Source organism: Gracilibacillus thailandensis (genome assembly GCF_010994055.1).
In the GTDB taxonomy this organism is placed as follows: Bacteria; Bacillota; Bacilli; order Bacillales; family Amphibacillaceae; genus Gracilibacillus; species Gracilibacillus lacisalsi.
On sequence record NZ_WJID01000076.1, the window covers coordinates 1 to 26,050 of the forward strand.

At 36.8% G+C, this 26,050-nt stretch carries 18 protein-coding genes; 1 reads left to right on the forward strand and 17 read right to left on the reverse strand.

The window, feature by feature from the left end:
* Nucleotides 1-401: 401 nt before the first annotated feature.
* Nucleotides 402-1,970, forward strand: coding sequence for a Vga family ABC-F type ribosomal protection protein (locus GH715_RS18445; protein ID WP_153836694.1), 1,569 nt, complete (start codon nt 402-404; stop codon nt 1,968-1,970).
* 7 nt (nt 1,971-1,977) lie between these two features.
* Here GH715_RS18445 and GH715_RS18450 read toward each other — a convergent pair whose 3' ends face one another.
* From GH715_RS18450 to GH715_RS18530, 17 genes are all read right to left on the reverse strand, one after another.
* Nucleotides 1,978-2,649 carry a DUF624 domain-containing protein gene (locus GH715_RS18450; protein WP_163578755.1) on the reverse strand — a complete coding sequence of 224 codons (672 nt, stop codon included), beginning with the start codon at nt 2,647-2,649 and terminating at the stop codon, nt 1,978-1,980.
* A gap of 31 nt (nt 2,650-2,680) precedes the next feature.
* Nucleotides 2,681-5,074 carry a glycosyl hydrolase family 95 catalytic domain-containing protein gene (locus GH715_RS18455; protein ID WP_153836680.1) on the reverse strand — a complete coding sequence of 798 codons (2,394 nt, stop codon included), beginning with the start codon at nt 5,072-5,074 and terminating at the stop codon, nt 2,681-2,683.
* A gap of 24 nt (nt 5,075-5,098) precedes the next feature.
* On the reverse strand, nt 5,099-7,153 hold the full coding sequence (locus GH715_RS18460; protein ID WP_153836681.1) for a glycoside hydrolase family 65: 2,055 nt from the start codon (nt 7,151-7,153) through the stop codon (nt 5,099-5,101).
* Nucleotides 7,154-7,183: 30 nt separating this feature from the next.
* Nucleotides 7,184-9,448, reverse strand: coding sequence for an AraC family transcriptional regulator (locus tag GH715_RS18465; RefSeq protein ID WP_153836682.1), 2,265 nt, complete (start codon nt 9,446-9,448; stop codon nt 7,184-7,186).
* Nucleotides 9,449-9,555: 107 nt separating this feature from the next.
* Nucleotides 9,556-11,103, reverse strand: coding sequence for an extracellular solute-binding protein (locus GH715_RS18470; RefSeq protein WP_153836683.1), 1,548 nt, complete (start codon nt 11,101-11,103; stop codon nt 9,556-9,558).
* 28 nt (nt 11,104-11,131) lie between these two features.
* The gene (locus GH715_RS18475; RefSeq protein WP_018932158.1) at nt 11,132-12,001 is read right to left on the reverse strand and encodes a carbohydrate ABC transporter permease; all 870 of its coding nucleotides are present in this window, start codon (nt 11,999-12,001) and stop codon (nt 11,132-11,134) included.
* Nucleotides 12,002-12,967, reverse strand: coding sequence for an ABC transporter permease (locus GH715_RS18480; protein WP_153836684.1), 966 nt, complete (start codon nt 12,965-12,967; stop codon nt 12,002-12,004). It lies immediately after the preceding gene.
* A gap of 958 nt (nt 12,968-13,925) precedes the next feature.
* Complete coding sequence (gene mmsB, locus GH715_RS18485) at nt 13,926-15,086, reverse strand: multiple monosaccharide ABC transporter permease (protein WP_153836685.1); 1,161 nt, start codon at nt 15,084-15,086, stop codon at nt 13,926-13,928.
* On the reverse strand, nt 15,070-16,620 hold the full coding sequence (gene mmsA / locus GH715_RS18490) for a multiple monosaccharide ABC transporter ATP-binding protein (RefSeq protein WP_153836686.1): 1,551 nt from the start codon (nt 16,618-16,620) through the stop codon (nt 15,070-15,072). Before mmsA ends, mmsB begins: the two co-directional genes overlap by 17 nt.
* Before the next feature lie 84 nt (nt 16,621-16,704).
* Nucleotides 16,705-17,808 carry a multiple monosaccharide ABC transporter substrate-binding protein gene (gene chvE / locus GH715_RS18495; protein WP_153836687.1) on the reverse strand — a complete coding sequence of 368 codons (1,104 nt, stop codon included), beginning with the start codon at nt 17,806-17,808 and terminating at the stop codon, nt 16,705-16,707.
* Between the two features lie 215 nt (nt 17,809-18,023).
* Nucleotides 18,024-19,214 (reverse strand): response regulator, encoded by a 1,191-nt coding sequence (locus tag GH715_RS18500; RefSeq protein ID WP_153836688.1) that lies wholly within the window; start codon nt 19,212-19,214, stop codon nt 18,024-18,026.
* A gap of 5 nt (nt 19,215-19,219) precedes the next feature.
* Nucleotides 19,220-21,028 carry a cache domain-containing sensor histidine kinase gene (locus tag GH715_RS18505; protein ID WP_163578757.1) on the reverse strand — a complete coding sequence of 603 codons (1,809 nt, stop codon included), beginning with the start codon at nt 21,026-21,028 and terminating at the stop codon, nt 19,220-19,222.
* Between the two features lie 18 nt (nt 21,029-21,046).
* Nucleotides 21,047-22,045, reverse strand: coding sequence for a substrate-binding domain-containing protein (locus tag GH715_RS18510; protein ID WP_163578758.1), 999 nt, complete (start codon nt 22,043-22,045; stop codon nt 21,047-21,049).
* Between the two features lie 345 nt (nt 22,046-22,390).
* Nucleotides 22,391-23,197, reverse strand: coding sequence for a phosphonate ABC transporter, permease protein PhnE (gene phnE, locus GH715_RS18515; protein ID WP_163578761.1), 807 nt, complete (start codon nt 23,195-23,197; stop codon nt 22,391-22,393).
* A gap of 15 nt (nt 23,198-23,212) precedes the next feature.
* Nucleotides 23,213-24,028, reverse strand: coding sequence for a phosphonate ABC transporter, permease protein PhnE (gene phnE / locus GH715_RS18520; protein ID WP_153836691.1), 816 nt, complete (start codon nt 24,026-24,028; stop codon nt 23,213-23,215).
* Entirely contained in the window at nt 24,021-24,803 is a 783-nt protein-coding gene (gene phnC, locus GH715_RS18525; RefSeq protein ID WP_153836692.1) for a phosphonate ABC transporter ATP-binding protein, read from the reverse strand. Before phnC ends, phnE (GH715_RS18520) begins: the two co-directional genes overlap by 8 nt.
* An 86-nt stretch (nt 24,804-24,889) precedes the next feature.
* Nucleotides 24,890-25,990: a PhnD/SsuA/transferrin family substrate-binding protein gene (locus GH715_RS18530; protein WP_153836693.1), complete on the reverse strand. Its 1,101-nt coding sequence runs from the start codon at nt 25,988-25,990 to the stop codon at nt 24,890-24,892.
* Between the last annotated feature and the right edge of the window lie 60 nt (nt 25,991-26,050).

Consider the following 26,050-nt stretch of genomic DNA (forward strand, 5'->3'; position numbering starts at 1 on the left):
TTCAAACCTCAAATTTCTTCATAACAGGAATGCTCCTTTCTTTTACTATTAGTCGCTTTTAATTATTAAAAGGTTTCATCGTAACTTTTATCTATTGACTTCTCCCCCCTATTTTTGTAAACTTTGGTTAACTAAATGCGAAAGGGTGAACCTTGGGCCAATGAATTTATAATCCTATTCTCTCATAATATTTTCATAAAGAACGTCATTCCACAGATGGGATACGTATGTCTTTATGCAGAATATTCAGGATAGGATTGATACTCATTGACCGGCTCAGATATAAGGATACTTCCATCCATATCCTTATAGATATTTGCCTTTCATACGGTATTGCCTCCTATTCTGAATGTGAATAAGGAGGCTTTTTCTTGTCTCCGAATCGGAATGGAGCGAATGTTATGTTACTACAAGCCAAGAATCTTATTATCACTGTAGAAGAAAGAACGCTATTAGAGATTGACATATTGGAAATATTTGAAGGCGACCGAATTGGGCTCGTTGGGAAAAATGGGACTGGCAAAACAACCTTATTGCACACACTAGCTGGAAAATTAACATCTGAGCATGGAACTATAACACACTATGGAACAGTTCATCTTCTGCCTCAATTAAAAGAAGCTGATGGTTATAAAAGTGGTGGCGAAATTACCCAAGGCTATATTCAAAGAGCTTTTTCCAATCAAAGTAGTATCCTATTAGCCGATGAACCAACTACCCACTTAGACACGAACCATATCGAATGGGTAGAAAATACGTTAAAACATTGGCAAGGGGCTTATGTTATCGTCTCACACGACCGTGCATTTTTAGACGCAACTTGTACGAAAATATGGGAAATCGATCAGGGGAAGTTAAATGAATATCAAGGTAATTACCAACAATTCAAAGATCAAAAAGAACAGGGCCTACGTCAGCATCAACAGAAATATGAAAAATATCAAGCCAAAAAGCAACAACTAGAAAGAGCTTTAACACTAAAATCAGAAAAAGCGGAAAGAGCTACTAAGAAACCGAAAAACACAAGTGCGTCTGAAGCAAAAATAACAGGGGCAAAACCTTATTTTGCCAAAAAACAAAAGAAACTCCAACAAACTGCCAAATCGATTGAAACCCGACTGGAGAAGCTTGAAAAAGTAGAAAAACCTTTCGAAGAAACACCGATTAAAATGGATTTACCAAATCAAGAAAAATTGGCTGGCAAGGTACTTATTCGGGTGGAGAATCTAAATGGTAAAGTAGGCAATCAACTGCTATGGAAACAAGCCAATTTCCTGATTAAAGGCGGAGATAAACTCGCTATTATTGGAGCAAACGGAAGTGGTAAAACAACTTTAATTAGGAAAATACTTCATGGTGAAGAAGGTGTTCACCTTTCTTCTGCCTGTAAAATAGCTTATTTTAAACAAGACTTATCGATTTTAGATCCCGACCGTTCGATTCTTGAAAATGCACAAGAAGGTTCGATTCACCATGAAACATTAATCCGAACAGTACTTGCTAGACTCCATTTTTATCGTGATCAGGTTCATAAGAAAGTTGCTGTATTAAGTGGCGGCGAACGCGTTAAAGTAACACTTGCAAAACTGTTCCTTAGCAACAGCAATACATTGATCTTAGACGAACCTACCAACTTTCTCGATTTAGAAGCAATGGAGGCATTGGAAAAATTGCTTACAGAATATGAGGGGACCGTCATTTTCGTTTCTCATGATCGACGGTTTGTTGAAAAAATAGCAACAAAATTGGTCACCATCGAAGAACAACAGGTTACCTACTTTGACGGAAACTACCAGCAGTTTAAAAACCGGGAACAGACACCTGTTAAAAAACATGATGAACAATTACTAATCATCGAAACAAAAATAACAGATGTTTTAAGCAGATTAAGTATCGAACCATCAGAAGCACTTGAAAAAGAATTCCAACAATTATTAAAAGAAAAGCAACGATTAGCAAAAAAGCACTGATCTATGATCAGTGCTTTTCTAGTTTAATCGAACTTGTATGAATTTTTATGAAAACAAGCAATGCTAAAAATACCAATATAGAACCAGAAAAGAATGGGATGAGAAAGGGTAGCCATTGTGTCATCACATACACAAAGGTTAAACTAAGCATCCCTAGTGACATCGACAATAGCGGATGGCCAAACATGATAATTCCCACTTGTTTTAATAACTGGCGCACTTTGCTATCGATCGTTACCGCGCCTGAGAGAAGATGTAAATTATAAATAAGCGCGAAAAAACCAAGAACAATAAATACATAAGTGAAGGTGATGTTTCCTGTCCCCATTACGTAGAAAAAGTCAATTAATAAAACAGTCCAAAAAATGGTAGATATCACGCCTATTTTCATGCCTTTCTTATAATGGAGCCTGGTATATTGCCAGAAATCAGCAAAGAGCTTAACATCTTCCTTTTGAATAAATTGGTGTACAATTGAAAATAATGCCATAGTAGTTGGAAAGAACACAAAAGGTGATAACATTATTAGTAACCCAAATAATACTACGATCACCCCTATCTCATCTGCCATTAACAAATTCAACACAATAAAGAACATCGGTATATTACACACCGACCAAATAATATTAGCAAACGAAAATTTATAAACCCAATCAGCAATCACATAAAATCTACCCATTATCCCTGAACTTTGCATGTTCATCACCTTTCTATTGAGAAAAGAAACGCAAACTTTGTTGTGCCGACAATTGTATCTGATAATAGGATTCTCCTAACTTAGATGGTGAGACTTTCCCGTCTCCTTCCCATTCGTATTTTAGATAAGAAGGTAATCCTAATGTAATAATTGTTTCACGCTCTGCTTTTAAGACGGTAGAAAATGTACCTTTTAATAAATCCCAACGAAAGCTTATCGTACCCGTACAAAAGTGAAATGTATCAACTTGCCCTGATTTCCAATCGTCAGGTAAAGCTGGCAAAAGCTTCACCAGTGTTGGTGACACATAAATCAACATTTCCTGAATAGCGTTTACGATACCTAAATTAGCGTCCATTTGCACTGGTGCATTGTCGATTTCCATTGTCAGCCCCATATTACGCCAATCATTATGCACTGTATAAAAGTTATTTAACAAACAAGACCTTGAAAGATTTTCGAGACAAGTACTTGCTTTAGCGGCATCTTGTAACCTCGCATAAATACTTGCCATATGAGCAAAGGACCAGCTTGTTTGTGCTCCTAATTTTCTTTGTTGTACCGCTTTTCGAAATGGCTCAAATAGCGGTTCTCCTTTCTCTTTGATTAATTCTTGACCAGGGAAAATCGGATAAATATGGGAGAGATGCCGATGTTCATTATTATCTTCAAATGGATCGCTCAGCCATTCCTTAATGGCGCCATCTTTATTTATTCGATAGGGCGGAATTAGTTCAAGCATTTTCTCCCAAATAGGTCGTTCCTGTTGGTAGATCGAAACAATTGAACTACCTTCTATTAAATTGGTCAGTAATTCCTTCATCACAGCAAAATCCATCGTAGCATTTATCGCTGTTGGCATTGGATGGGCAACTGGCTCACTACTTTTAGGCATGAAATTTACCGGTGTATTCTCTGGTGATACAGAAGGATAATACAGATAATAACCATCCTCGCCAATTTCTAAAAAATCTTGATAGAAATCCGCCACTTCTTTCATAAAAGGTAAAGCATGTTGCTTCAAATATTCATGATCTCCTGTAAATTGATAATATTGATAAAAATGCTGGGCTAACCATCCAGCTGCAGCAGTCCAATTCATAATAACAGGTACTAATTGATTTGGTTTCCCAATACCTGGTGTTGTCCCTGCAGGTATATAGATCCCTCGACAACCAAATAACTTTCTTGCATTATCGCGAAAATCAGCCATCAAAGACTGATAATACTCCATTAACGTAAGACTGAATTCTGCTAAACCACCTACTGAAGTATGCCAGTACATCATTTGAATGTTCTCATTAGCCATCCGATGACTCCACATTAAATGGTAATCACCATGCCACAACCCATACATCGAAAACGGTTGACCACCTATTTTAGTACCTGAAATAAATAAATATCGACCAAATGACCATAATTTTTCATAGAGTCTCACTTTAGCTTCCCCACTACTATAAGCGTCTAAAAGTAACACTTCATTTGACCATTCCTCTTGGTCATCTGTTAGTTGTAACTTGGAGGAAAAATATAGTGGCTGATAAACTTGCACATGATTGTCTAATAATTGCTGATATGTGGCTGTCACATTAGCGAGCTCTTCTTTTAATACTGGCCATTGCAATGAACTACTTGATTGAACAAACACTTTTACAAGAATTAATAAACTACTAACATTTACACAGCATAATTTCTGTTGATCTGTGATCACTTCCCCGTCCTCTGCAATTACTCTAGCAACTGCCCCAAAGTCTGTATCATCCTCATTCGTAGCTTTATAGAATAGATAATTGTCCTCCGTATTCCATTCCACTGTATCTGCTAATTCTTGGTATCTTTTCTTCCTATTTGGTGAATTAGTTGGATGTAAGTCAAAGTTTAACGCGGCATCAACAGCATTAGCTTTATTGGAGCTAACTCGATAAACGATCAAATTATCAGCACGGGAAACAAACAAATCCCTCGTAAATGTTGTATCATGTTCAGACCATGTAACACGGACTTCACCAGTTTCCATGTTAATGCCTCTCTTATAGCGGCTAAATCCTTGGTCACACGGCATCTCCAGTTGCAAATCTACAAGGGGCAATGGACATGCTAACTTGGAGTGATAACCTTGTTTTTTCACTTCATTTGTTAAGTGCCAATTCGCTTCTTGATATTCTCCATCCTTCATCAAAGCTCGTGTCTCTGTTAAAGTGTGACTAATGTCAGGTAACTCTCCTTTCACACCCATATGCCATAATTGAGAATGATTAATTAAGATGGTCTCCTTCTTGATCGCCCCATATACTGCTGCTCCTAGTTCACCGTTCCCAGCTGGTAAAGCCTCACGCCACATGTTTCTCCACCATGAAGCAGGGTATTGTAAGACAAGCTTGTTTCGATCAGACACATTATCAAACAATTTATTGCCCCCTTTGACCAATACTTAAATGTAGGTTTGAAAACCTTCTGCTTGAACGGTCCACTTACCGTCTTTAGGAAATCCCGGATAGCTTTCCCCATTATGATCGTCCCAACCGGCTATCATCATTGCAATAGCAGTTAACAAGCCACCATTACCAGGCAAGTATGCTGACAGCCCTGGTCGTTGATAATTATGTCCATTAGGTAAATGTGTATTTTTCACAGCATCCATTAATAAAAAGTCGATAGCAAGTTCTGCTTCACCTAACCGCGCAGCAGTCATTGCACACATTGGAAAATCCCATCCCCAGGCAGTATCCCATTGCCACTCGTCTTTCACCTTTAATAAAGTATTTTTCATTATATCGTTGTCTATCAGCGTTCCTGGTAAAATACCGAACGCTGCCACCATTGAAGGATGATCGTGATTTTTCTCCATAAAGGTATGGTCACAATTTTCATGTGCTAAATATACACCATCTTTGTCTCGAGGTTGTTTTAAATGATCTACAACATGCTGCCATTTCTCATTTGGGGGATCCCCTAATCTTTTTGCCCATTTCAATGCCGTTTCCAGACCATATTTCCAATATTCAAGTTCATAAGGAGGATTTTTAGATTCCTCCATTCGGTGACATTCTTGTGCCGGAATTAAAGGTGGCCCTAAAACATACACTTCTTCTTTATCATTCCAACTGGCAAAGTCAGCCATGAAATCCGCGGAAGCATAAACTATCTCTTTATATTGATTTAGTACTGCTATGGCGTTATCACCACGGTAGATTAATTCGGCTAACATGATCGGGTGTGGCTGTTGCCAAATCAGTCCAGGTGCTACCGGCGAGGGGCTTTGCTTACCATCTATCCCTACCATCTTGGGCCATCTCGCACCTTGATACCCTTGTTGATGGGCTATTTTTTGAGCAATAGGTAAAATAGTTTCATACCATTGTAGACTTTTAGTTAATTTATCTGCTCTTCCCCACAACGGAAAATGTGCACTGTGCCACCAATGCATTTCTAAATGGGCTTTACCAAACCAACTATTATACATCAGACCTGTTTCTTGTGGAGGTATCGCTCCACTACTGTGAATAGCAGTTAAGTACTGAGATAAAATAACCCTGCGCTCTAATTCATCTGCTCTAGCATCAGTGCTTCCCTCGAAACTAACAAATGCGCCTTGTTCCCAAAAAGCTTCCCAATATTGTTCAGAAGCCTTCATCATTTCTGTTGCTTCATTCACTTCGATCGCTTCATTCGGGTAAAACGTTACAACAAAGCTATATTGCTCTTGATTACTAGGTGGAACTAGTTGAAATTGATGTGTACGTAGCTGTGAAAAACTCGCACCATTTGTCTCCCATCTCACATAATAACTATCCTCATCCATTACTCGTTTCAAATGTACGGCATGATCGTTATTATCTACTTCCAAAGTTTGGTGCCTGTCAGGGTGATCCCAACTCAAGTTAGTTGCTTTTGCCCAACTATTATCGCTTATATCTGGCGATGGAAATGACTGAATGATTTGTAGTTTTCCAGCTGCGATTAAAGATGATGTGATATGAACACCGATTGAATCAGTCTTAGGATCGCAAACCGTCTTGACTAACACCTCTTGATCATTGACGAGATATCGACTAGTTATAACTCCTGACCAAAGATCTAATTCTTGGTTAATTTCCGTAATAGCGTCTATGCCTACTTCATTTTGATTTCCATCAAGAAATCGAAATGAAATTTGCGCTAATTGAACTCGATGAGGATTTTGCCTTAACCAATGATAAACCTCTTCTTGATTGCCTGGCTTCATTGGATAAGGAACTTCTCGATCGTAATGCTTAAACAGTTGGTATTCGATATCCCTCTCATTATATAAATCTTTCCCTCTACTATAATGCCATCCCCAATTCGACTGGGTTCCTAAAGGTGTTTCATATAATTGGGGGAAAGTTTGCAAACCCGTAAAATCGACACTAAAACCAAACTCGCTATTTCCAAGCGATAATGGTGATAAAGGTTCAATTTGATGAATTCTTGGATTATGTTTTTGAACTACCGTTTTTCTGTTCATATTATTTGTTACCTCCTTTTATTATGCTAGTCATTCTGCGTTTAACTTTCTATACTTCCCTGGAGTCATTTCCTTGTATTCACGGAACTTTCTTATGAAGCTATTTTCATGCTGATAGCCTACCTCTAACGCTATATCCGCTATTTTCTTATCTGTTTTAATTAATAACTCCTGCGCACGCTCCATTCTTAGTTTAGTAAAGTAGCCATATATCGTATCATCCATCTCCTCTTTAAACCATTGACTAGCAAGACTTACACTGACACCAACAGATTCAGCAATCTCTGGAATACCAATTGGTTCGCCTAAATGTACATTCATATACTGAATCATTTTTCGACACATCACATATCTTTTCGAATCATTTAGTTTTTGAATATTTTCAATTCTTTCTGATATTCGTTCCTTAAATAAGTTAGCAACATCTTCTAGATTCATCGTACGAATTTCCTCTGCAGTACGAAAAGTAGCATGTGAAATATCTTTGTTTTCGGTAAAAATAACTTTTCTTACTTGTTCAATAAAATAAAAGGCTAGCTCTGGACTAATGTTACTTTCATGAAATAACTGAGATAATGTAGTCACGTCATCAATCGATTGCATTGGGTTTTCAAGTGTAATGGATTTCACTAGATGGTCAATTTTTTCTATATTTGTTTCTTTATCTTCTTGGCTGTGATCCACTTTTGTATAAATGTTTCCATACCCATCAAACAGACGGTATTGCAGTGCCTCCTCCGCTTCATTCATGGCACTTTTTAGCTCTTGAAATGAGACACCTGTCTGATTGAGCCCTACAGAAACAGAAAATCCTAAGATGTTTTTTACGTGTGTAAGCGCTATCTTTAAATGGTTTAAAACATCGACTTTTCCCTCTAAATGCTGGATAATGATAATCATCTTATCATTGCCAATATCCACTGCCTCTACGGCAAAATGAGTCGATAATACTTCCGTAAGAATATTTGCCATCCCTGACTTGACCACAGAACGATAATTACCAGCTACACTGTCTTTCCAAGCAGGATAATTATCGATCGATACGACTAATAATTGAATATTATCTTCTTGCCATTCTTTAAAATAAGCTTGCCACTTATCTTTCTGCTCGGCTCTGTTCGTTAATCTACCAATATATATGTCATATAAAAATTTTGATTTCGCTTCGTACTTCACTTTTTTAATCAATTGGGATAATTGTGCATGATCACTAACCAAGTCATCTATGATATCTTCTAAATGTAGTAAGTCTCGTCTATAGAGCGGGTCATCATCAACTGAAAACAGTTCTTTCATTCGTCTTATAGGTTTTAATTCAACAGAATTGATAAAGAATATAGCGATTCCGCCAATGACAAGTGCAATTAAAGATACGATAAATACCACATCACGCACTGTTTTTGACTTAGCCAGTATACTCTCCTGCGAGACAACCGACACATATTTCCATCCGGTGAATTCTGATTCCATTTGATTAGCAAGTAGTATTTTATCATTATACGTGATGTCATTTAAATTTCCATTGCTTATTTCTTCATTAACATACGATACAGTTTCTATATCAAACGTATGATTTTTCGTTGTATGTAGAATCTTATTATTTTGATCTAAAATATATTGCATGCTGTTAGATGGTGGCTCATTAGATGACCTTAATCTCGAAAATAATTCCGACTGATTAAGGTTAATCGCAACAATTCCCATTGTTTCCCCCTGCAAATTTATTTTACGAAATAAGGAAATGTTGGACCCTTTATACTTCGCGCCTTCTGGCAAATTACGATATTTAACAATTCTAGCTGTATCTGCATTAAATTCATCCACCACACTAGTCCACTCTGCATCGTTAAAAGTCGAACTGCTAGAGCTGAAGCCTTGCGGGATGGCAACAAAGCTATCACTGTTCACATTATAAATATAAATACTTTGAATAAATGAAGAGTTTTTGGTAATGGTAGCTAGCTTATCATAAACCTCCTTAATATTTTCATAGGAGTTTTGTGATTGATTCATCAAAAAACGATATACATTATTATCTAATGCTAATTTAACAGCGATTTGATCAGATTCGATTAAATATTCATCAATATAATTCATGTTTATTTTTAACATTTGGTGCTGTGGTTCATTTAGTTCCTGTTGTAATATTTCTTTGGAAGTATGATAAGAAGAAAATCCTACTGTTAGTATAATAAAAATAATAGGTACCATTAAGATAAGTAGCAACCTTACTTGAGTATTAGAAAGATTTCTTCGAAGTATCCTCTGTATCTTAACAGGAAGAAACTTTGACATGAACCCACCCGCTTTCTATGTCTGAGCTTTTTCTCTTCATTATATGAAACTTCTATCATAAACATAACTCTACTCCCCCCCAGCTAGAAGAGGAGGAGTAGCTCATTTTATTTAGCTGTTTCGTACCATTCCTGAACGCGCTGTGTTACTTCCTCACCTCCGGATTGTTTCCATTTTTCGACAAATTCATCAAACTTGTCGATTGACCATTCCCCTATTACAATTTTAGTTAAATATTCTTGGAATAACTTATGGGACTGAATATCTGGATAGCCATCATAAACCGTACTCGGTAATCCATCCCCAGCAATTCTCCTTGCATCTGCTTTACTTACTTCAAAAATATCCCTTACCATTTGCTGCTCATCTTCAGGGAATGAGTTATCAATTCTAATGTCCATTGATTCTTCTGTTGTTAAATTAAGCATTCCTAAGGCAATCGGCTTATCGTCTGATGAAGGCAATAATTCCTTTTCTCCATCTACTACTTCATGTTGGACTCCCTCAATACCATATTGAACGAAATCTGCATTTTCAGGATCATAGAAAAAATCCAATAATTTCAATGCATTAGCAGCGTTATCTTCTGACGCTAAAGGGATCATCCACTCTGGTTCACCCATGCTTTTTTGTGTAATATAGCCGTCAAAACCATCTACTTCAGGAAGAGGCATTCCTACGACATAGGCATCTGGTGCCCCTTCTTTCATTGCCAAGTATCGCTCATGCAAATTGGCTGGGAGGTGATACCAGCTACCGACTAAATTATTATTAATTTTGGCTGTCCAAACATCTCCCTTGTTTAAAAACGTCTCATTATCTAATAATTCTTCTTCATAAAGCTCTCTAATAAATGCAATAGCTGCTTTCATATTCTCTGAAGTACCCGCATAATTAATTTCACCCTCATAAATATCCCATTCCGGGTAACCTTCCCACATTGCTACACCAAACATAGCGAATAAATGATCCATCCATCTGCCAAACTCCCTACCAGTTGTAGGCAGCTCATCCTGCTCACCATTTCCATTTGGATCCTGATCACGGAATGCTATTAACATCTCTTTATACTCGTCTAGTGTTTCAGGCATATCCATACCAACTTTATCTAGCCAATCCTGTCTCAATAAAGCTGCACGCTCAGGGATTAAATACACTTTAGGGACATAATATATTTTTCCGTCTGGAGATGCAGACCTAACAATATTCCATGCTTCCTCAGGGATTCTTTCCCATACATTTGGTGCATATTCCGGTAGCAAGTCATCTAATGGCAAAGCGCCTCCTTGGTCGATCAGGGTTTGTTCCACTCCTCCAATCGGTCTCAAAATATCAGGAAAATCCTCTGAAGCAATCATGAGATTAATATACTCAGCTGGTTCTGAACCTGGTGGTGTCGATTGCAACTCATACTCCACGCCTGTTTTTTCTTTAATATATTTCACATGCGGATCATCACTGTCAGGGATCGTACCTTTGCCCAAATGACTTTTAAACACACTTACAGTGGCAGTTTCCTCCCTTTCCTCTGTTTCTAATTCATCATTTTCTTCATCTTGGCTAGCTGTATCTTCACTATTGGAACATGCTGTTACCAAAACCATAATCAACAACCCTACAGAAAATAATAAAGAATGATAAAAACGTTTTCTCATCCTGTCTTACCTCCCCATTTTTAATTAACTATTCTTTTAAAGAACCTAGTACTGCTCCTTTCACAAAGTACTTTTGTAAATATGGATAAACTAACACAATTGGAACCGTAGCAAAAATAATGGTGGCAGCTTTTAAGGTGGTTGTGTTGAAATCAAAGTCACCCATTATTAAATCCACTGCTGCAAGCTCTTCTTCCGATGTAAAAAATGCCCGTAAACGCATTTGTAAAGGCCAAAGAGTCGGATCCCGCAAAAATAGCACCGCTGTCTTAAAGGTGTTCCAGTAACCTACAGCATAGAAAAGACTAATGGTAGCTAGCACAGGTTTTGATAACTGCAAATAAATCTGAAACAATAAACGAAATTCATTACAACCGTCAATTCTGGCCGCATCATCAAGATCTGAAGGAATCCCCAAAAAGAACGTTCGCACAATAACCATATTAAATGTGCTTATTAATCCTGGAATAATTAAAGCCCAGATCGAATCCATCAGCCCTACCTCTCTTACGGTTAAAAAGAAAGGAATCATCGGTGCATTAAAAATCATCGTAATGACCATCATTAACATAATCGGTTTACGTAGAAGAAAGTCTTTGCGCGATAATGGAAACGCTGTCAAAACTGTGAACAGCATACTTAGAAAAGTCCCGACTATCGTAATAAATACTGTTACACCAAAAGCTCTCCATAGCACTTCATTTTGGAGAATATGTTCCCATGTCGCCAATGTAAAATCAACAGGTATTAAGAAAACTTGTTTTGAATCGGCAGCAATCGGCGAACTAAATGAAACTGCCAGTAATTGCAACAATGGAGCAATCATCGTCGACGCTAATACGATTAATAACGTATAATTAAATAGTTGAAATAATCTTTCTCCAACAGATTGTTTCATTTACCACAACCCCTGTTCTGATTTTCTTGCAAGCCTATTGAATATCCACAACAGAGCAAAACCTATGACAGACTGAAACAGACCAATTGCCGTTGTTAAGCTATATTGCCCTTGGAGAACCCCTGCTCGATATACATAAGTTTCAATAATATCTCCCACAGAATAAGTCATTGGCGTTAACAAGTTAAAGATTTGGTCAAAACCTAACTCCAAGAAGTTACCGATATTTAATAAAAACAAAACAGAAATAGTAGGTAACAGTAAAGGGAGTGTAATGTAAATAGTTTGTTTAAATCTACTGGCCCCATCGATTACCGCTGCTTCATAAAGGCTTGGATTAATCGCCGTTATTGCAGCCAAGTAAATAATGGTCCCCCAACCAACTTCCTTCCAAATCCCTGAAATAATAACGATCGTTCTAAAATATGCTTCTTCTTGCATGAACAGAATTGGTTCAAATCCTAAAATCTCTCTAATCGCATTAACTATCCCCTGATTTGCTAATAACTCAAAGACAATTCCACCGACTACAACCCATGATAAGAAGTGTGGCAGATAGAATAAACTTTGCACTGTCTTCTTAACAATTAATACCCTTATTTCATTAAATAATAATGCTAAAATAATCGGTGCTGGAAACTGAAATATCAATTGATACAAAGCTATTAATGCTGTATTTCTTAATACTTCATGAAAATCTTGATAGTGTAGCAAAGTCTTGAAGTTCTCCAGACCAACCCAGGGGCTTGCAAAAATGCCTTTAAAAATTTGAAAATCTTGAAAGGCTATTACACTACCCATAAGTGGAATATACTTAAAGACAATGTAATAAATAATCCCCGGCAAAATCATCAGGTATAACATCCAATGTCTTCGTACATTTTTGATAAAACCATTTTGAAGTAAGCGATACCAAAATCCGGCTCTCTGTGTTATTACTTGTTCATTTTTTATATGTCCATCCATGCACTCCCCCCTTTCTTTTCTTCAATAAAATCATATCGTGAATCCCATAAAATAAACAATTAGCCATTTCCACAATAACTATTCAATTCTTATCAGAAGGCAAAATCTATAAATTGTTTAGGTTATGTGGCTTTTGTTTGTTCTAATGAAAAACTGGGCAAAATCCGCTCAGTCCTTATCACTAAATGCTAAGTGGATCTGCGATTATTTTAGTAGCCATTGTGAATTATATTGACTGCTTGTTGACCACCACTCCGGCTGCCCACTTCTCTTTCCGTGGGGTTTGCCCTTCAGCTAACTTTTTTGAGCATAAACCGCTAAAAAAGTGGATCTTCAGGTCAAACAATTTCCACAGGAGTTGAAGTGGGCGGCCTACGTTTATACATGCGCTACAACATTTGTCAAACCAGGCAGCTTGAGTTGTTATCCCTGTGAAAGTGCAAGGTATGGCATAGGAAATCACTAATAGAGGTTATAAACCCAATATGCTTTTTCTATTATTCGTTGTAGAAAAAATATAGCGAAGGCCGACCGTTTCGACTCCTAAGGGATTAGCATGATCTGAAGATCCACTTTTGCAGGAGTATATACTCCTGCAAAAGTTAGCTGAAGAGCATGCCCCTTGGAAAGCGAAACGGTCAGCCGTAGCGGGTTGACTTACACTAGCTAGCTTTCAAAATGGCAACTCCATCTGTATAGCTATTCTTGCTTCTTAAAATATACGTGTTGAATCACCTTTTTCTATCATACTTGCTTATAAATATTGTGATACCCACACTTTCTTTACTTATAAAAAAACAATCCATTCAATCAATTCTTTTTGACTGATGGATTGTCTCTATTCTACCAATAAACAGGTTACATTTCTAAACCAGTTTGTTATAAAAAGCTTACATTTTTGATTAATTGACATAATAAAAATGCCCACCCTTTAAGGCGAGCATTTTATTCATTACTCTTAACTTTTATTTTTATTATACACATCAAAACCGACTGCAATTAATAATACTAAACCTTTAATAAATTGTTGCCAGTCGATACCAATACCGATTAGTGACATACCGTTGTTCATTACACCCATTACAAGGCCACCGACGATCGCACCAATTACAGTACCAACACCACCGGCCATGGATGCACCACCGATAAATACCGCTGCAATCGCATCAAGTTCGAGCATGTTACCAGCTGCCGGGGTTGCTGAATTTAGTCGAGCGGCAAACATTAAACCTGCTAAAGCAGCAAGTACACCATTGTTTACAAATACCCAAAATACAACTCGTTTTGTTTTTATCCCGGATAAGTCTGCTGCCTTTTTATTACCACCAGTAGCATAAATGTGACGACCCATTACAGTGTTCTTCATAATAAAGGTATAAAGTACAATAAGAACAATTACAATGACAAGTACCGTTGGGATCCCTTTATTTTGTGCTAATTGATAGGCAAACCAATTAATTGCAAGTAATAATAATGCCAATTTTACAATAGTGGTCCATAAAGGGGCAACTTCGAAATTGTATTGCAATTGCGTTCTTCTTTTATTAAATTCTAAGTAGACCAATACTAGCGATAAAATTACGGACAATACAATGGTGAAAATGTGTAGATTCGCTCCACCAAATAAATCAGGAATAAATCCACTACTTATACTTTGAAACGAGTCAGGAAACGGTGCTAAAGATTGCCCATCTAATAACCATAATGTTAGACCTCTAAATACGAGCATTCCTGCCAAAGTTACAATAAAGGATGGTATCCCAACATATGAGATCCAAAAACCTTGCCATACACCAATCAAAGCTCCTGCTATAATTGCAATAATTACTGCAAGCCAAACTGGAACATTCATATTAATGATAAGTACACCAGCAATGGCTCCGATAAACGCAACAACTGAACCTACTGATAGATCAATGTTACCAGTAATAATTACTAGAACCATCCCAACAGCTAATACAAGAATAAAGCCATTTTGTAAAATTAAATTGGTTAAGTTTAAGGGTGTAAAATTAACCCCATCTGTTAAAAACCAAAATAGTCCCGTGATTAATACAAGTGCTATAATCATTCCGTATTCTCTTAGATTATTTTTAAATAAATTAATTAACGTCTGCATTGCGAGTCCCCCCTGTTCCAGTCATATAACGCATGACACTCTCTTGGTCTGCTTTGTTTTTATTCAATTCACCTGTCAAGCGCCCTTCATTCATTACATAAATTCTGTCAGATAGCCCTAGTACCTCTGGCAATTCCGAAGAAATAACAATAACTGCTAAGCCTTGCTGGGCTAACTCGTTAATCTGAGTATAGATTTCAAATTTTGCACCAACATCAATACCTCGTGTTGGTTCATCCAAAATCAGAATATCGGGTTCTGTAAAGATCCATTTACTGAGGACTACTTTTTGCTGGTTACCCCCACTCAAATTACCTGCCAGTTGTTCAAGTGTCGGAGTCTTAATGTTTAATCGCTCTCTTAAGGATTGCGATTCGATGACTTCTTTATTTTCATCGATCACACTTGATTTGGAGATTCTCTGTAAATTGGATAATGTAATATTACGTTTTATATCATCAATTAAATTCAAGCCATATGTCTTGCGATCTTCTGAAACATAGGCAATACCCTTTTCGATCGCTTTACTTACGGTATTGGCTTCAATTTGTTTTCCATCCTTATATAATTCACCACTGATTTTCTTACCATATGATTTTCCAAAAATACTCATTGCCAGCTCTGTTCGACCAGCTCCCATTAATCCGGCAATACCTACAATTTCACCTTTTTTTACATGAAAACTGACGTTATCGATGATTTTGCGATCTTGTTGTTGTGGATGATATACGTTCCAATTCTTTACTTCAAAAATAGTCTTACCAATATTAGGATGACGTACAGGGAACCTACTTGTTAACTCCCGACCAACCATACCCTTGATTATTCTTTCTTCTGATATCTCTTCTTCCTTTGCATCTAATGTTTCAATTGTTTTCCCATCACGTAATACCGTAATAGAATCAGATACATAGGATACTTCATTTAATTTATGAGAGATTAATATCGAGGATACTCCTTGCTGTTTTAACTCTAATAGTAATTTCAGTAAATTCTCACTATCTGTTTCATTCAACGCTGCGGTAGGCTCATCTAGGATTAGCAGTTTCACGTTTTTCGATAAAGCCTTAGCAATTTCCACCAGTTGTTGCTTCCCTACACCGATATCCATGACAGGTGTTTCTGGAGAATCTTTCAGCCCAACGCGTTCTAATAATTTTTTAGACTCTGAGAACGTATCTTGCCATTTCATAATTTTGTTAGATTGACGTTCATTACCAAGGAAAATATTTTCAGCAATAGATAGATAAGGACTTAACGCTAATTCTTGGTGGATAATAACAATCCCTAAATTCTCACTTTGCTTAATATTTTTAAATTGGCATTCCTGTCCTTCAAAATAAATAGATCCATCATAGGTTCCATATGGATAAACACCACTAAGAACTTTCATTAATGTAGATTTCCCAGCGCCATTCTCACCGACTAATGCATGTATTTCTCCCTGTTCCACTTGCAAATTAACATTATCTAAAGCTTTTACACCGGGGAATGTTTTCGTAATTTCACGCATTTCCAGTATATAATCAGACATTAGCTCCACCACCTTCAATAGCTCTATAACATTGAATTAGTGGTGACCTCAGACCACCACTAATTCATTTCTTTATGATCTGGCTTATTCTAACTCGTCTTCAGAATAGTAGCCACTATCAATGACAACTTCCTGATAATTATCAATATCTACAGAGACAGGCTCTACAAGATACGTAGGAACGACTTTTTCGTTATTATCATAAGTTTCTGTGTCATTCACTTCTGCTTCTTCTCCGTTTAGAATAGCCTCTGTCATATCAACTGCTACGGCAGCTAAATCACGCGTATCTTTAAATACAGTTTGTGTCTGCTCACCAGCAATGATTGATTTAATTGAAGCTAATTCTGCATCTTGACCAGTAATAACTGGTAACGGAAGGTCATCAGAACCGTAACCAACACCTTTAAGTGCTTGGATAACGCCACGGCTAATACCATCGTAAGGAGATAATACTGCATCTACTGTTTCATCTCCTGAATAAGAACTGCTAAGGATATTCTCCATACGGGATTTCGCAGTGTTACCATCCCAACGCATAGTTGCTGCTTGTTCAAATTCTGTTTGTTCACTTTGGATAACTAATTTACCCTCATCAATATATGGTTGAAGTACACTCATTGCACCATCCCAGAAGAAGTAAGCATTATTATCATCTGGGGAACCACCGAATAATTCAATATTGAATGGTCCTTCTTCGTTTTCTAAATCAAGTGCTTCTTCGATGTATGAGGCTTGTAATACACCTACTTGAAAGTTATCAAATGTTGCATAGTATGTTACGTGTGGCGATTCCATAATCAAACGGTCATAAGACACCACTTGAATACCTTGGTCATTAGCTTTTTCTAATACATTCGTAAGTGCAGTACCATCAATTGATGCAATAACAAGTGCTTCTGCACCTTTTACGATCATATTTTCAATTTGTTCGATTTGTTTGTCTACATCGTCTTCTGCATATTGTAGATCTGTTTCATAACCTAGCGCTTCCAATTGCTCTACCATGTTATTCCCATCATCAACCCAACGTTGAGAGGATTTTGTCGGCATTGCTACACCAATTAAACCACCATCTGCAGACTCTCCACCATCATCTGAATTTCCACCTGAAGTATCATCGCTACCACAAGCAGCTAAAAATAAGATAAGACTAAAGAAAATTGCTAAGAAACTAAACTTCTTCATAATTGTAACCCCTTTCAAATATGTGTTTTTTTCTTACTTGGTTACAAATGTATCACAAACTAACTTGTAAGCCTTTACATAATTTTAAACAGTTTTTATAAAAATTTAATGTGCATGTAATATGAGAGCTAATTCCTCTTATTATGGGGGCTTCTTGCAACTTTGGGGTAATGGCTGCACTCAAAGTTAAACTTTGAGGCAGCCATTACCCTCCGTTACAATTGATGCTTGTACTGCTTTGGTGTCATACCAATCGATTTTCTAAATGCAGTGCTGAAATAGTGTTGTGAATCATACCCTACTTGTTCGGCAATTTCTCGGATGCTGAGATCTGTTGTTTTCAATAAATTTTTTGCTGCTTGTAGACGTATTTGCGTTACTAATTTTACGTAGGATACCCCTAAATCTTGTTTAATCATTTTACTAAGGTAAACCGTTGAAACATGAAGCGATTCAGCAATACTCTCTAATGTTAAGTGTGAGTCACGATAGTGTTGGCGAATATATTGGATCGATTGTTTAACCAGTGGGGAAAATTGCATATATTTATTTAATTCTTGCTTAACTTCCGCATACTTAGAAGGAATATTTGAATATTGCACATCTATTTGTTTCGCATAAACATGTTGCGCAAGTTCCTTTTTTATGAACTCTTCTAGATGTAACACTAAGTCTGCTGGTGTTTGTTCCCAAATAAGAATAGAAATCCAATGAGTATCTTCTAAAAAGATGGCATGTCCATACTCCTTCATGTCCTGTTCCAATAGCTCTTCTATTGCCTTTAATTGTTGCTTTCGCTCCTGTTCACTAAAAAAGTGATGCTCAACTTCACCATCAAGCCATTTCATAACAATCAATGATTGAGGGGCTGATCGAGGGAGTTCTAAAAATTGCAATTGGTTTTTCACTTCTTCTTCCCCTAAGTTTTCTGTCATCCAATCTAGAAAAAAGCGGTTTCTTAACTGCTTATGATTCTTTTTCACTTGTGTAGAAGCCTGCTGTAAATAATTTTCTTCTTGCCTTTGTTGATCTAATTGTTGTTGTACCTCTCCTAGAATACCAGTTAATTGATTAGGATTTACCGGCTTCAATAAATAATCCTCTACTTGCAGACGAATCGCTTCTTGAGCATATTGAAAATCATCATATCCAGAAATCACTACCATCCGACAATCATGTAATTGATTTTTAATTTTCTTCATTGCCGTAATGCCATTCATGATTGGCATATTCAAATCGATTAATAACACATCAATTTCATGTCGGATAGCTAAGTCGACTGCCTCTTCGCCATCTTCTGCTTCTGCTACAACTTCCATGTTAAAATCGCTCCAATTAACGGAAGACATTATTCCATCACGGATGATAAATTCATCATCCGCTATTAACACTTTCCAATATTCCATCTTGATCACTTCTCCCTCTCCTCAACACTATTGTTCATAGTTGGCAATAAGATCGTAATAGTTGTTCCGACATCTTCTTGACTATCTATTGTCAGACCGTAATTAGGGCCGTGTGTTAATTGAATTCTTGCTTGCACATTCAGCATGCCGTATCCTTTTTTATTCCTTGTCTCTTCTGTATTTTCAGTTTGGGTTATCGATTCAGCCAACGCTTCTCTCAGATCGCTCAATTGTTTTGGGGTCATTCCTTTTCCATCGTCACTAACCTTAATAAGTAAATTTTCATCCGAAGATTTGGCTTCAATATTGATATGTCCCGCTCCTCGTCGTTCTTTAATTCCGTGATAGATTGCATTTTCAATAATTGGTTGCAGAATAAATTTTAATATTGCTTTATTTTTTATAGATTCCTCTACTTTAATATCATAATTTAACTTTTCTCGATATCTTGTTTTTTGTATTTTTAAATAGCTTTTGATATGATCGATTTCTTCAGCCAATGTAATAATATCGCGACCCTTACTCAAACCGATTCGAAATAGCTTAGCTAGTGACTCTACTACCTCTGCTACATCATCTGCCTTTTGTTTTCTTGCCATCCATTGAATAGTATCCAGTGTGTTATAGAGAAAATGCGGATTGATATTCGCTTGTAAACTACGAAACTCTGCATCTCTCTTTTGCCTTTCCTGTCTTTCTGTCAGATGCATTAAACCATTAAGCTTCGTTAGCATTTTATTAAAACTTCTGCCTAATAGACCAATCTCATCAAACCTTTTCTCTTTATACCTCACCTTCAAATCTCCATCTTCTGCCTTCTTCATAAAAGATACGAGCTGTACAATTGGTTTCGAGATTGAATGTGACAGAAAATAAGATACCGGAATACCGAAAAACATAATGATAAAAATAAACATTACTAGATAAAAATTAATTTCACGCAATCCAAAGATGGTTTCTTCCGTGGGGAATACACCAACCGTAACCCAATTGGCAAAAGGAGAACGCTGATAAATAAATTGAATCTTCTCTCCTTTGATCGTTTTAGAGAAATCCCCTGATTGCTGTTCACTAACCCATTTAAAAGGTATTTGACTCACAATTGGTTGGTTAGGCTGGTAAATATTTTGACCTTTATCATCAATCACCATTAAATATCCGCTTTTCCCTAACGTAACATCTTTTACTGTTTCTGCAATGGCTCTTCGCTTTAAGTCTATTAATACTACACCACGAACATGCTCAGTAAATGGATCTATTACTGCTCTTACAACCGTTATTACATCATCATTCGTATAATCTACGATAGAAGTTAATCTTCTGCCATCTGGTCGACCAATAATCTTAAAGATACCATTATTGTTAACAGCTTCTTGATACCAAGTAGTTTCCGTTAAATCTATAGTAGATGGAGCGTATAATTCGTTACTAACATATTCACCTTTATTGTTTACTACCATTATTCCTGCAACCTCTGATGATACAGTTGTAAAGTTTCGCAAGTACCGTTGTATATCATATTTATTATCAGAAAAAGCCGCATCTTCACCTTGACCTAGAAATTTCCCTACATCTTCATTATTCGCAATCATATAAGTATAGCTTTGTAGATTACTGATATAAAACTCGAAAGATTCGTTTACTTTACCAATTAGTTGCATTGTATTGGCATTAACTTGTTCTTCCATTACACGCTCAACCGTCCAACTAATTAACAAAGCTAAACAGAAAATCGGCAATATACTAATTAATAAAAAGTGTGATATTAGTTTATAGCGAATTGGAATATTATTAATCTGTATCCAGCGCTTCACGGAGCATCCATCCATTCTTTAATCAACAGGATAGTAATCACTAACATTTTCTTTTGTTACAACTGTTATGCCTGTATCAACATAACGGGGCAGATTCGTTTCTCCATTTAAATCACCTGCTAAACCATGTTGAAGGTGAAAGAGAAACTGCAGAGACCAATATCCCATTTCCCACGTACCTTGCGCCAACGTTGCAGAAATTACCCCTTCTTCAATCATATCCAGTGTACCTTTGTCTGTATCAAAGCTTATAATATGGAGGTCACCTTTTCTTTGTTGGTCTAATACTGCTTTACCTACTCCAACACCACCATTAGCCTCTGAAGCAAAAATGCCTTTAATATCCGGATGTTCCCTCATTAGTTCTTCTGAAACTTCTTTCGAGATCATCTGGTCCCCACGACCATTTTTTACTTCAACCACTGTCATATCTGGGTATTCATTCTTAATTGTCTCTCGAAAACCTTGTGTCCGTTCCAGATGGTTTAGTTGATTGGGATGTGTCACTACACCAACTTCACCAGATTGGTTTAATAATTCAGCCATTTTGTGTGCTGCTGTAACACCAGCATAATGGTTATTCGTTCCTAAGAAAGCATATGCCTGACTATCTGGTGCATCTGCATCAAACATGACAACAGGGATTCCAGAGTCTACCGCTTTGTTAATGACAGGGTTTAATGCTTCGGGATCCATCGTAGAAATGGCAATACCCGAAGGATTTTTGGCAATAACTTGTTCTAACACCGTAATTTCTTCATTCACATCATATTGTGTCGCTCCACGATATTCAACAGATACATTAAGAGCCTCTGCTGCATCCTCAAAACCCTTTAATGGCCTCTTCCAGTAATCAATACCAGCCTGAAAGGTCACCATCACATAGGTTTCATCAATCGTACCTCTCAACTCATGTTCAGACCAATCGTTATTCGTCGTTTCATTTGTTTGATATTGATATACGTACAGAACAAATAATCCAATTAAGACTATATAAACAAACAATAACTTTTTCACCTTTTGTAACCCCTTTCATTATAAAGCATAGGGTATTATTTCCTGCTAAAACGGATAAACTTTTTTCCTATATCGATTGTACTAAAATTGTATAGGATTGCAATCCTTTCTTCAATAACAATTTTATACATTAATAAAGCTACACTTGTTTGTGTAACTTTAAAAGGGATGTCTAATTGTTAGGGGATTTTTTGGAGATGTGAGTTGAAATAATCGAGATGTTCCGTTTTTTCTTTTATCATATCTTGAACAGTCAGTGATTGCAAATTAGGCAGCGGGTAACCTTGTTAATGGTTTCCTTATAAAAAAAGAGCTTGGACCAAAATCCAAACCCTACTAGACCTCTTATCCACGAACTAATTTGTTCCGCATATAGTTGGACCAAAGTTCAACAATCAGAATTAATATGACAAGTCCAATTAATATCGAACCAACCTCATTCCATCTGTACGCATTCATCGCAAAAATCAACGGTGCACCGATACCACCTGCACCAACAAGTCCTAGAATTGATGCTTCCCGCAAGTTCATATCAAATCGGTAAATCCCTATAGATAAAAACATTGCGATTAACTGTGGAATGATACCAAATCTGATTTTCTCAAATGTCGTACAACCTATCGACGTCATCGATTCAAAGATACTCGTATCCAAGTCTTCTATTGCATCGACAAAAAGCTTTGCAAGCATACCGATGGAAACTAACGTAATTGTCAATACACCAGTAAAAGGGCCTTGTCCTGCTACCCGAACAAACATTAAACCATAAACCAACGAAGGAACTGTACGAATGAAAATTAATAATAACCTTGTTATAAATGCCACAGGTTTTGGAACCACATTGGATGCAGATAAAAAGGCAAACGGAATTGCTAACATTGCACCAAGGATTGTTCCTAAAAAAGCTATAGCGATCGTTTCCACTAATAAATACATAACACCCTGTGTGGTAAAATCCAACAAGAAATCTAAATCTGGCGTGACAATTCCCAAAAGAATATTTTGAGCAATCGCCCAACCACTTTCCTCCATACTTCCAAAATCTATAACAAATAATGACCAAATTATTAAACCTAGTAAAACAGCGGAAATAACATAGATATAACTGTTCATTCTCGGCTTTGCAAATAATTGTTTTTCAATAGCATTCATCATAAGTCAAGCCCTTCATATCAACTTTTTTCTAAAATATTCACTAACCGTCTCGATCAAAAACACCGTAATAGCTAGCATCAGTAATATCATTCCGACACTTGCATAATCGCGCCAGCCTAGACCCTCATCCAAAAGTAAACCGATTCCGCCAGCACCAACATAGCCTAAAATTGCGGCATAACGTACATTTCCTTCAAAACAAAACAAGGAAGTGGATAAGTAGTTAGGCAATACTTGAGGAAAAATCGCATAACGAAACGCTTGTATTCTCGTAATTCCGATCGATTCCATTGCCTCAAAAGCACCCATACTAGCATTCTCAATTTGCTCATACAATAGCTTCCCTACATATGCTAACGTAAATAGAAAGATAGCAATCGTACCAGCTAATGTTCCTAAACCGAAAATGAATGTTGCAATTAAAGCAGAGACTAAGGTAGGCATTGTCCTTAATATACTTAAAAATATTCGTGCAACCATAACGATTATCTTGTTCTTGATAATATTGGAGGCCGCTAGATAAGCGATAGGCACAGCAACAAGTGAACCTAACACAGAACCAAGGATCGACATCATAATGGTATCCAATAAAGGCTGCCATAGATGAGGAAGGTATTCCCACTTAGGAGGAATCATTTCATTTATAATAACGAAAAACTCATGACCTCGTTTTACTAATACACTAAACTCAAAGTTAGTAAACCTTATCGATAAATAGACTGCAATGAGAACCGTAACAAAAATCAAAGGAGTACGTGATCTTTTTTCCGAAACAGTCTTACCATTAGGTAATACTACTTGCTTTGGTGGAAAAATCTTATCAAACATAGGCACCTTCCTTATACATTTCCTGTTTCACTTCGCCTGCCTTACCTTTATAAATATAGTCTAATACTTCATCTGTTACCTCATTAGCAGAACCATCGTAAACAATTTGCCCTTCTCTTACTCCAATAATTCGATCTGCATATTCGAGTGCCACTTCTACATGGTGAATATTCAATAGTACGGTCATGCCCATCTCTTGATTAATACGCTTGAAATCATCCATTACTTGTTTAGATGTAACCGGATCTAATGATGCAATTGGTTCATCAGCAAGCAGGATGGTTGGATTTTGTGCCAACGTTCTTGCTAATGCCACACGTTGCTGTTGTCCCCCTGATAACTGGTCAACACGAATATAAGCCTTCTCTAAAATGCCAACCTGATCTAAGGCAGTCAATGCTTGTAGTTTATGCTCTTTACTAAATATTCCAGTCAGTTTTCGCCAAAAAGATAGCTGCGGTACAAAAGAAACTAATACATTTTTTATTACAGTAGTTCGTGTAATTAAATTAAAAGATTGAAAGATCATACCAATCTTCTTGCGGAAATTGCGAATTTCTTTTCCTTTTAATTTCCCGACGTTCGTGCCGTCCACGACAAGAGATCCACTCGTAATATCGTGCATTCTATTAATACATCGAATCAGCGTAGACTTACCAGCACCAGATAAACCGATGACCGCTACAAATTCTCCTTTTTCGATTTTTAAATTAATATTTTCTAATGCTTTCACTTTATTAGGATATACTTTATCTACATTCGTAAATTCAATCATATCTATCGCCTTCCTTGTGAAAAATGAGAACACCAAAGAATGATGTCCTCATTTTTCCTTCAATATTATTTAAAAAAGGTAGAACATTAATCTAATGACTGCACCATTTCTTGTGCTTCACGCTCTTTGTCATAGTCAGAATCTTGTGCTTCTTGATAACCTTCATGGTTGTAAATAGAAATCACTTCTTTTCCTTCTTCTGTTTCCGCAATATTCATAAATGCTTGTTGAATAGCAGATTTTAAGTCGTCATTCATTTTGTCGGAATTTTTACTTACACTAATTGTGTCGTTGTAGATACCAGAAGTTACACCAATGACATTTGTTTCATCCCAAATTGTTGCTTCTCTATTAAATTCGGATTGCCATGCTTCTTCATTGTCTCGTCTAGCATCAGCATATGTTACCATTACATCAATTTGTCCTTCAGCTAGTCTTGCAAAAGCACTACCATAGGAATCTACTTTTGCTTTATTTGGCAGATCTGCAATTGTAAGATCAAAGTTATCTTTCAACCATAAAGATGGATAAATATAACCTGCTGGAGATGATGATGACATTACTGCCCAATTAGCACTTTCCATATCTTCCGCTGTAAGCTCTTCGCCATTGTTTACTTTGTCAGCTAATTCCTGACCTTTTTCAGAAGGACCAGCAATCATCAAAGCACGATAGTAAGTTACTTGCTCATCACTCGGTTCTGTTGGCTTATTTTCGTTCCAATCGCTCGCATCATCTGAGTCATTATTCAACCCTGCTCGAGTTGCGGTCAAAATAACTTCCGCTCCATCATCATACAGTACATATGTACCACCAGGAATAAAACCAATATCTGTTGTACCTGCAGAAAGAGTTTCCCCTACCGCTTCATAATTAGTACCAACAGAAATATCCACTTCTCCTATTTCATAACCTAAAGTTGCCATTTCTTCTTTTAATAAATCTTTCAAAGGTTCTGTTGCTGTTACAATCTCCTCTGGATCACGTGAAGGTACAAAGCCGATGGACAATGTATCGATTGATTGTGTTGCTTCTTCCTCTGTATCTTCACTTGCCTCCGCACTATTTGCTTCCACATCATTATCTGTCTCTGTTGCTTCGTCTGTAGAGCCTTCTTCTGAATCTCCACAAGCCATTAGTATTGCAGCTAATAATGCCACCACTAAGAAAAGCCATATTTTTTTCATTTATATCCCCCTAATAATTTTAACGTATTGTCAAAGTTTTTCTTATTAAAATAGCTTTTT

Excerpts from the sequence above, each read along its gene's own strand:
- GH715_RS18445 (WP_153836694.1), top strand. The coding sequence starts at position 402 with ATGTTACTACAAGCCAAGAATCTTATTATCACTGTAGAAGAAAGAACG.
- GH715_RS18450 (WP_163578755.1), bottom strand. The coding sequence starts at position 2,649 with ATGGGTAGATTTTATGTGATTGCTGATTGGGTTTATAAATTTTCGTTT.
- GH715_RS18460 (WP_153836681.1), bottom strand. The coding sequence starts at position 7,153 with ATGAACAGAAAAACGGTAGTTCAAAAACATAATCCAAGAATTCATCAA.
- GH715_RS18465 (WP_153836682.1), bottom strand. The coding sequence starts at position 9,448 with ATGTCAAAGTTTCTTCCTGTTAAGATACAGAGGATACTTCGAAGAAAT.
- GH715_RS18470 (WP_153836683.1), bottom strand. The coding sequence starts at position 11,103 with ATGAGAAAACGTTTTTATCATTCTTTATTATTTTCTGTAGGGTTGTTG.
- GH715_RS18475 (WP_018932158.1), bottom strand. The coding sequence starts at position 12,001 with ATGAAACAATCTGTTGGAGAAAGATTATTTCAACTATTTAATTATACG.
- GH715_RS18480 (WP_153836684.1), bottom strand. The coding sequence starts at position 12,967 with ATGGATGGACATATAAAAAATGAACAAGTAATAACACAGAGAGCCGGA.
- mmsB (WP_153836685.1), bottom strand. The coding sequence starts at position 15,086 with ATGCAGACGTTAATTAATTTATTTAAAAATAATCTAAGAGAATACGGA.
- mmsA (WP_153836686.1), bottom strand. The coding sequence starts at position 16,620 with ATGTCTGATTATATACTGGAAATGCGTGAAATTACGAAAACATTCCCC.
- chvE (WP_153836687.1), bottom strand. The coding sequence starts at position 17,808 with ATGAAGAAGTTTAGTTTCTTAGCAATTTTCTTTAGTCTTATCTTATTT.
- GH715_RS18500 (WP_153836688.1), bottom strand. The coding sequence starts at position 19,214 with ATGGAATATTGGAAAGTGTTAATAGCGGATGATGAATTTATCATCCGT.
- phnE (WP_163578761.1), bottom strand. The coding sequence starts at position 23,197 with ATGAATGCTATTGAAAAACAATTATTTGCAAAGCCGAGAATGAACAGT.
- phnE (WP_153836691.1), bottom strand. The coding sequence starts at position 24,028 with ATGTTTGATAAGATTTTTCCACCAAAGCAAGTAGTATTACCTAATGGT.
- phnC (WP_153836692.1), bottom strand. The coding sequence starts at position 24,803 with ATGATTGAATTTACGAATGTAGATAAAGTATATCCTAATAAAGTGAAA.
- GH715_RS18530 (WP_153836693.1), bottom strand. The coding sequence starts at position 25,990 with ATGAAAAAAATATGGCTTTTCTTAGTGGTGGCATTATTAGCTGCAATA.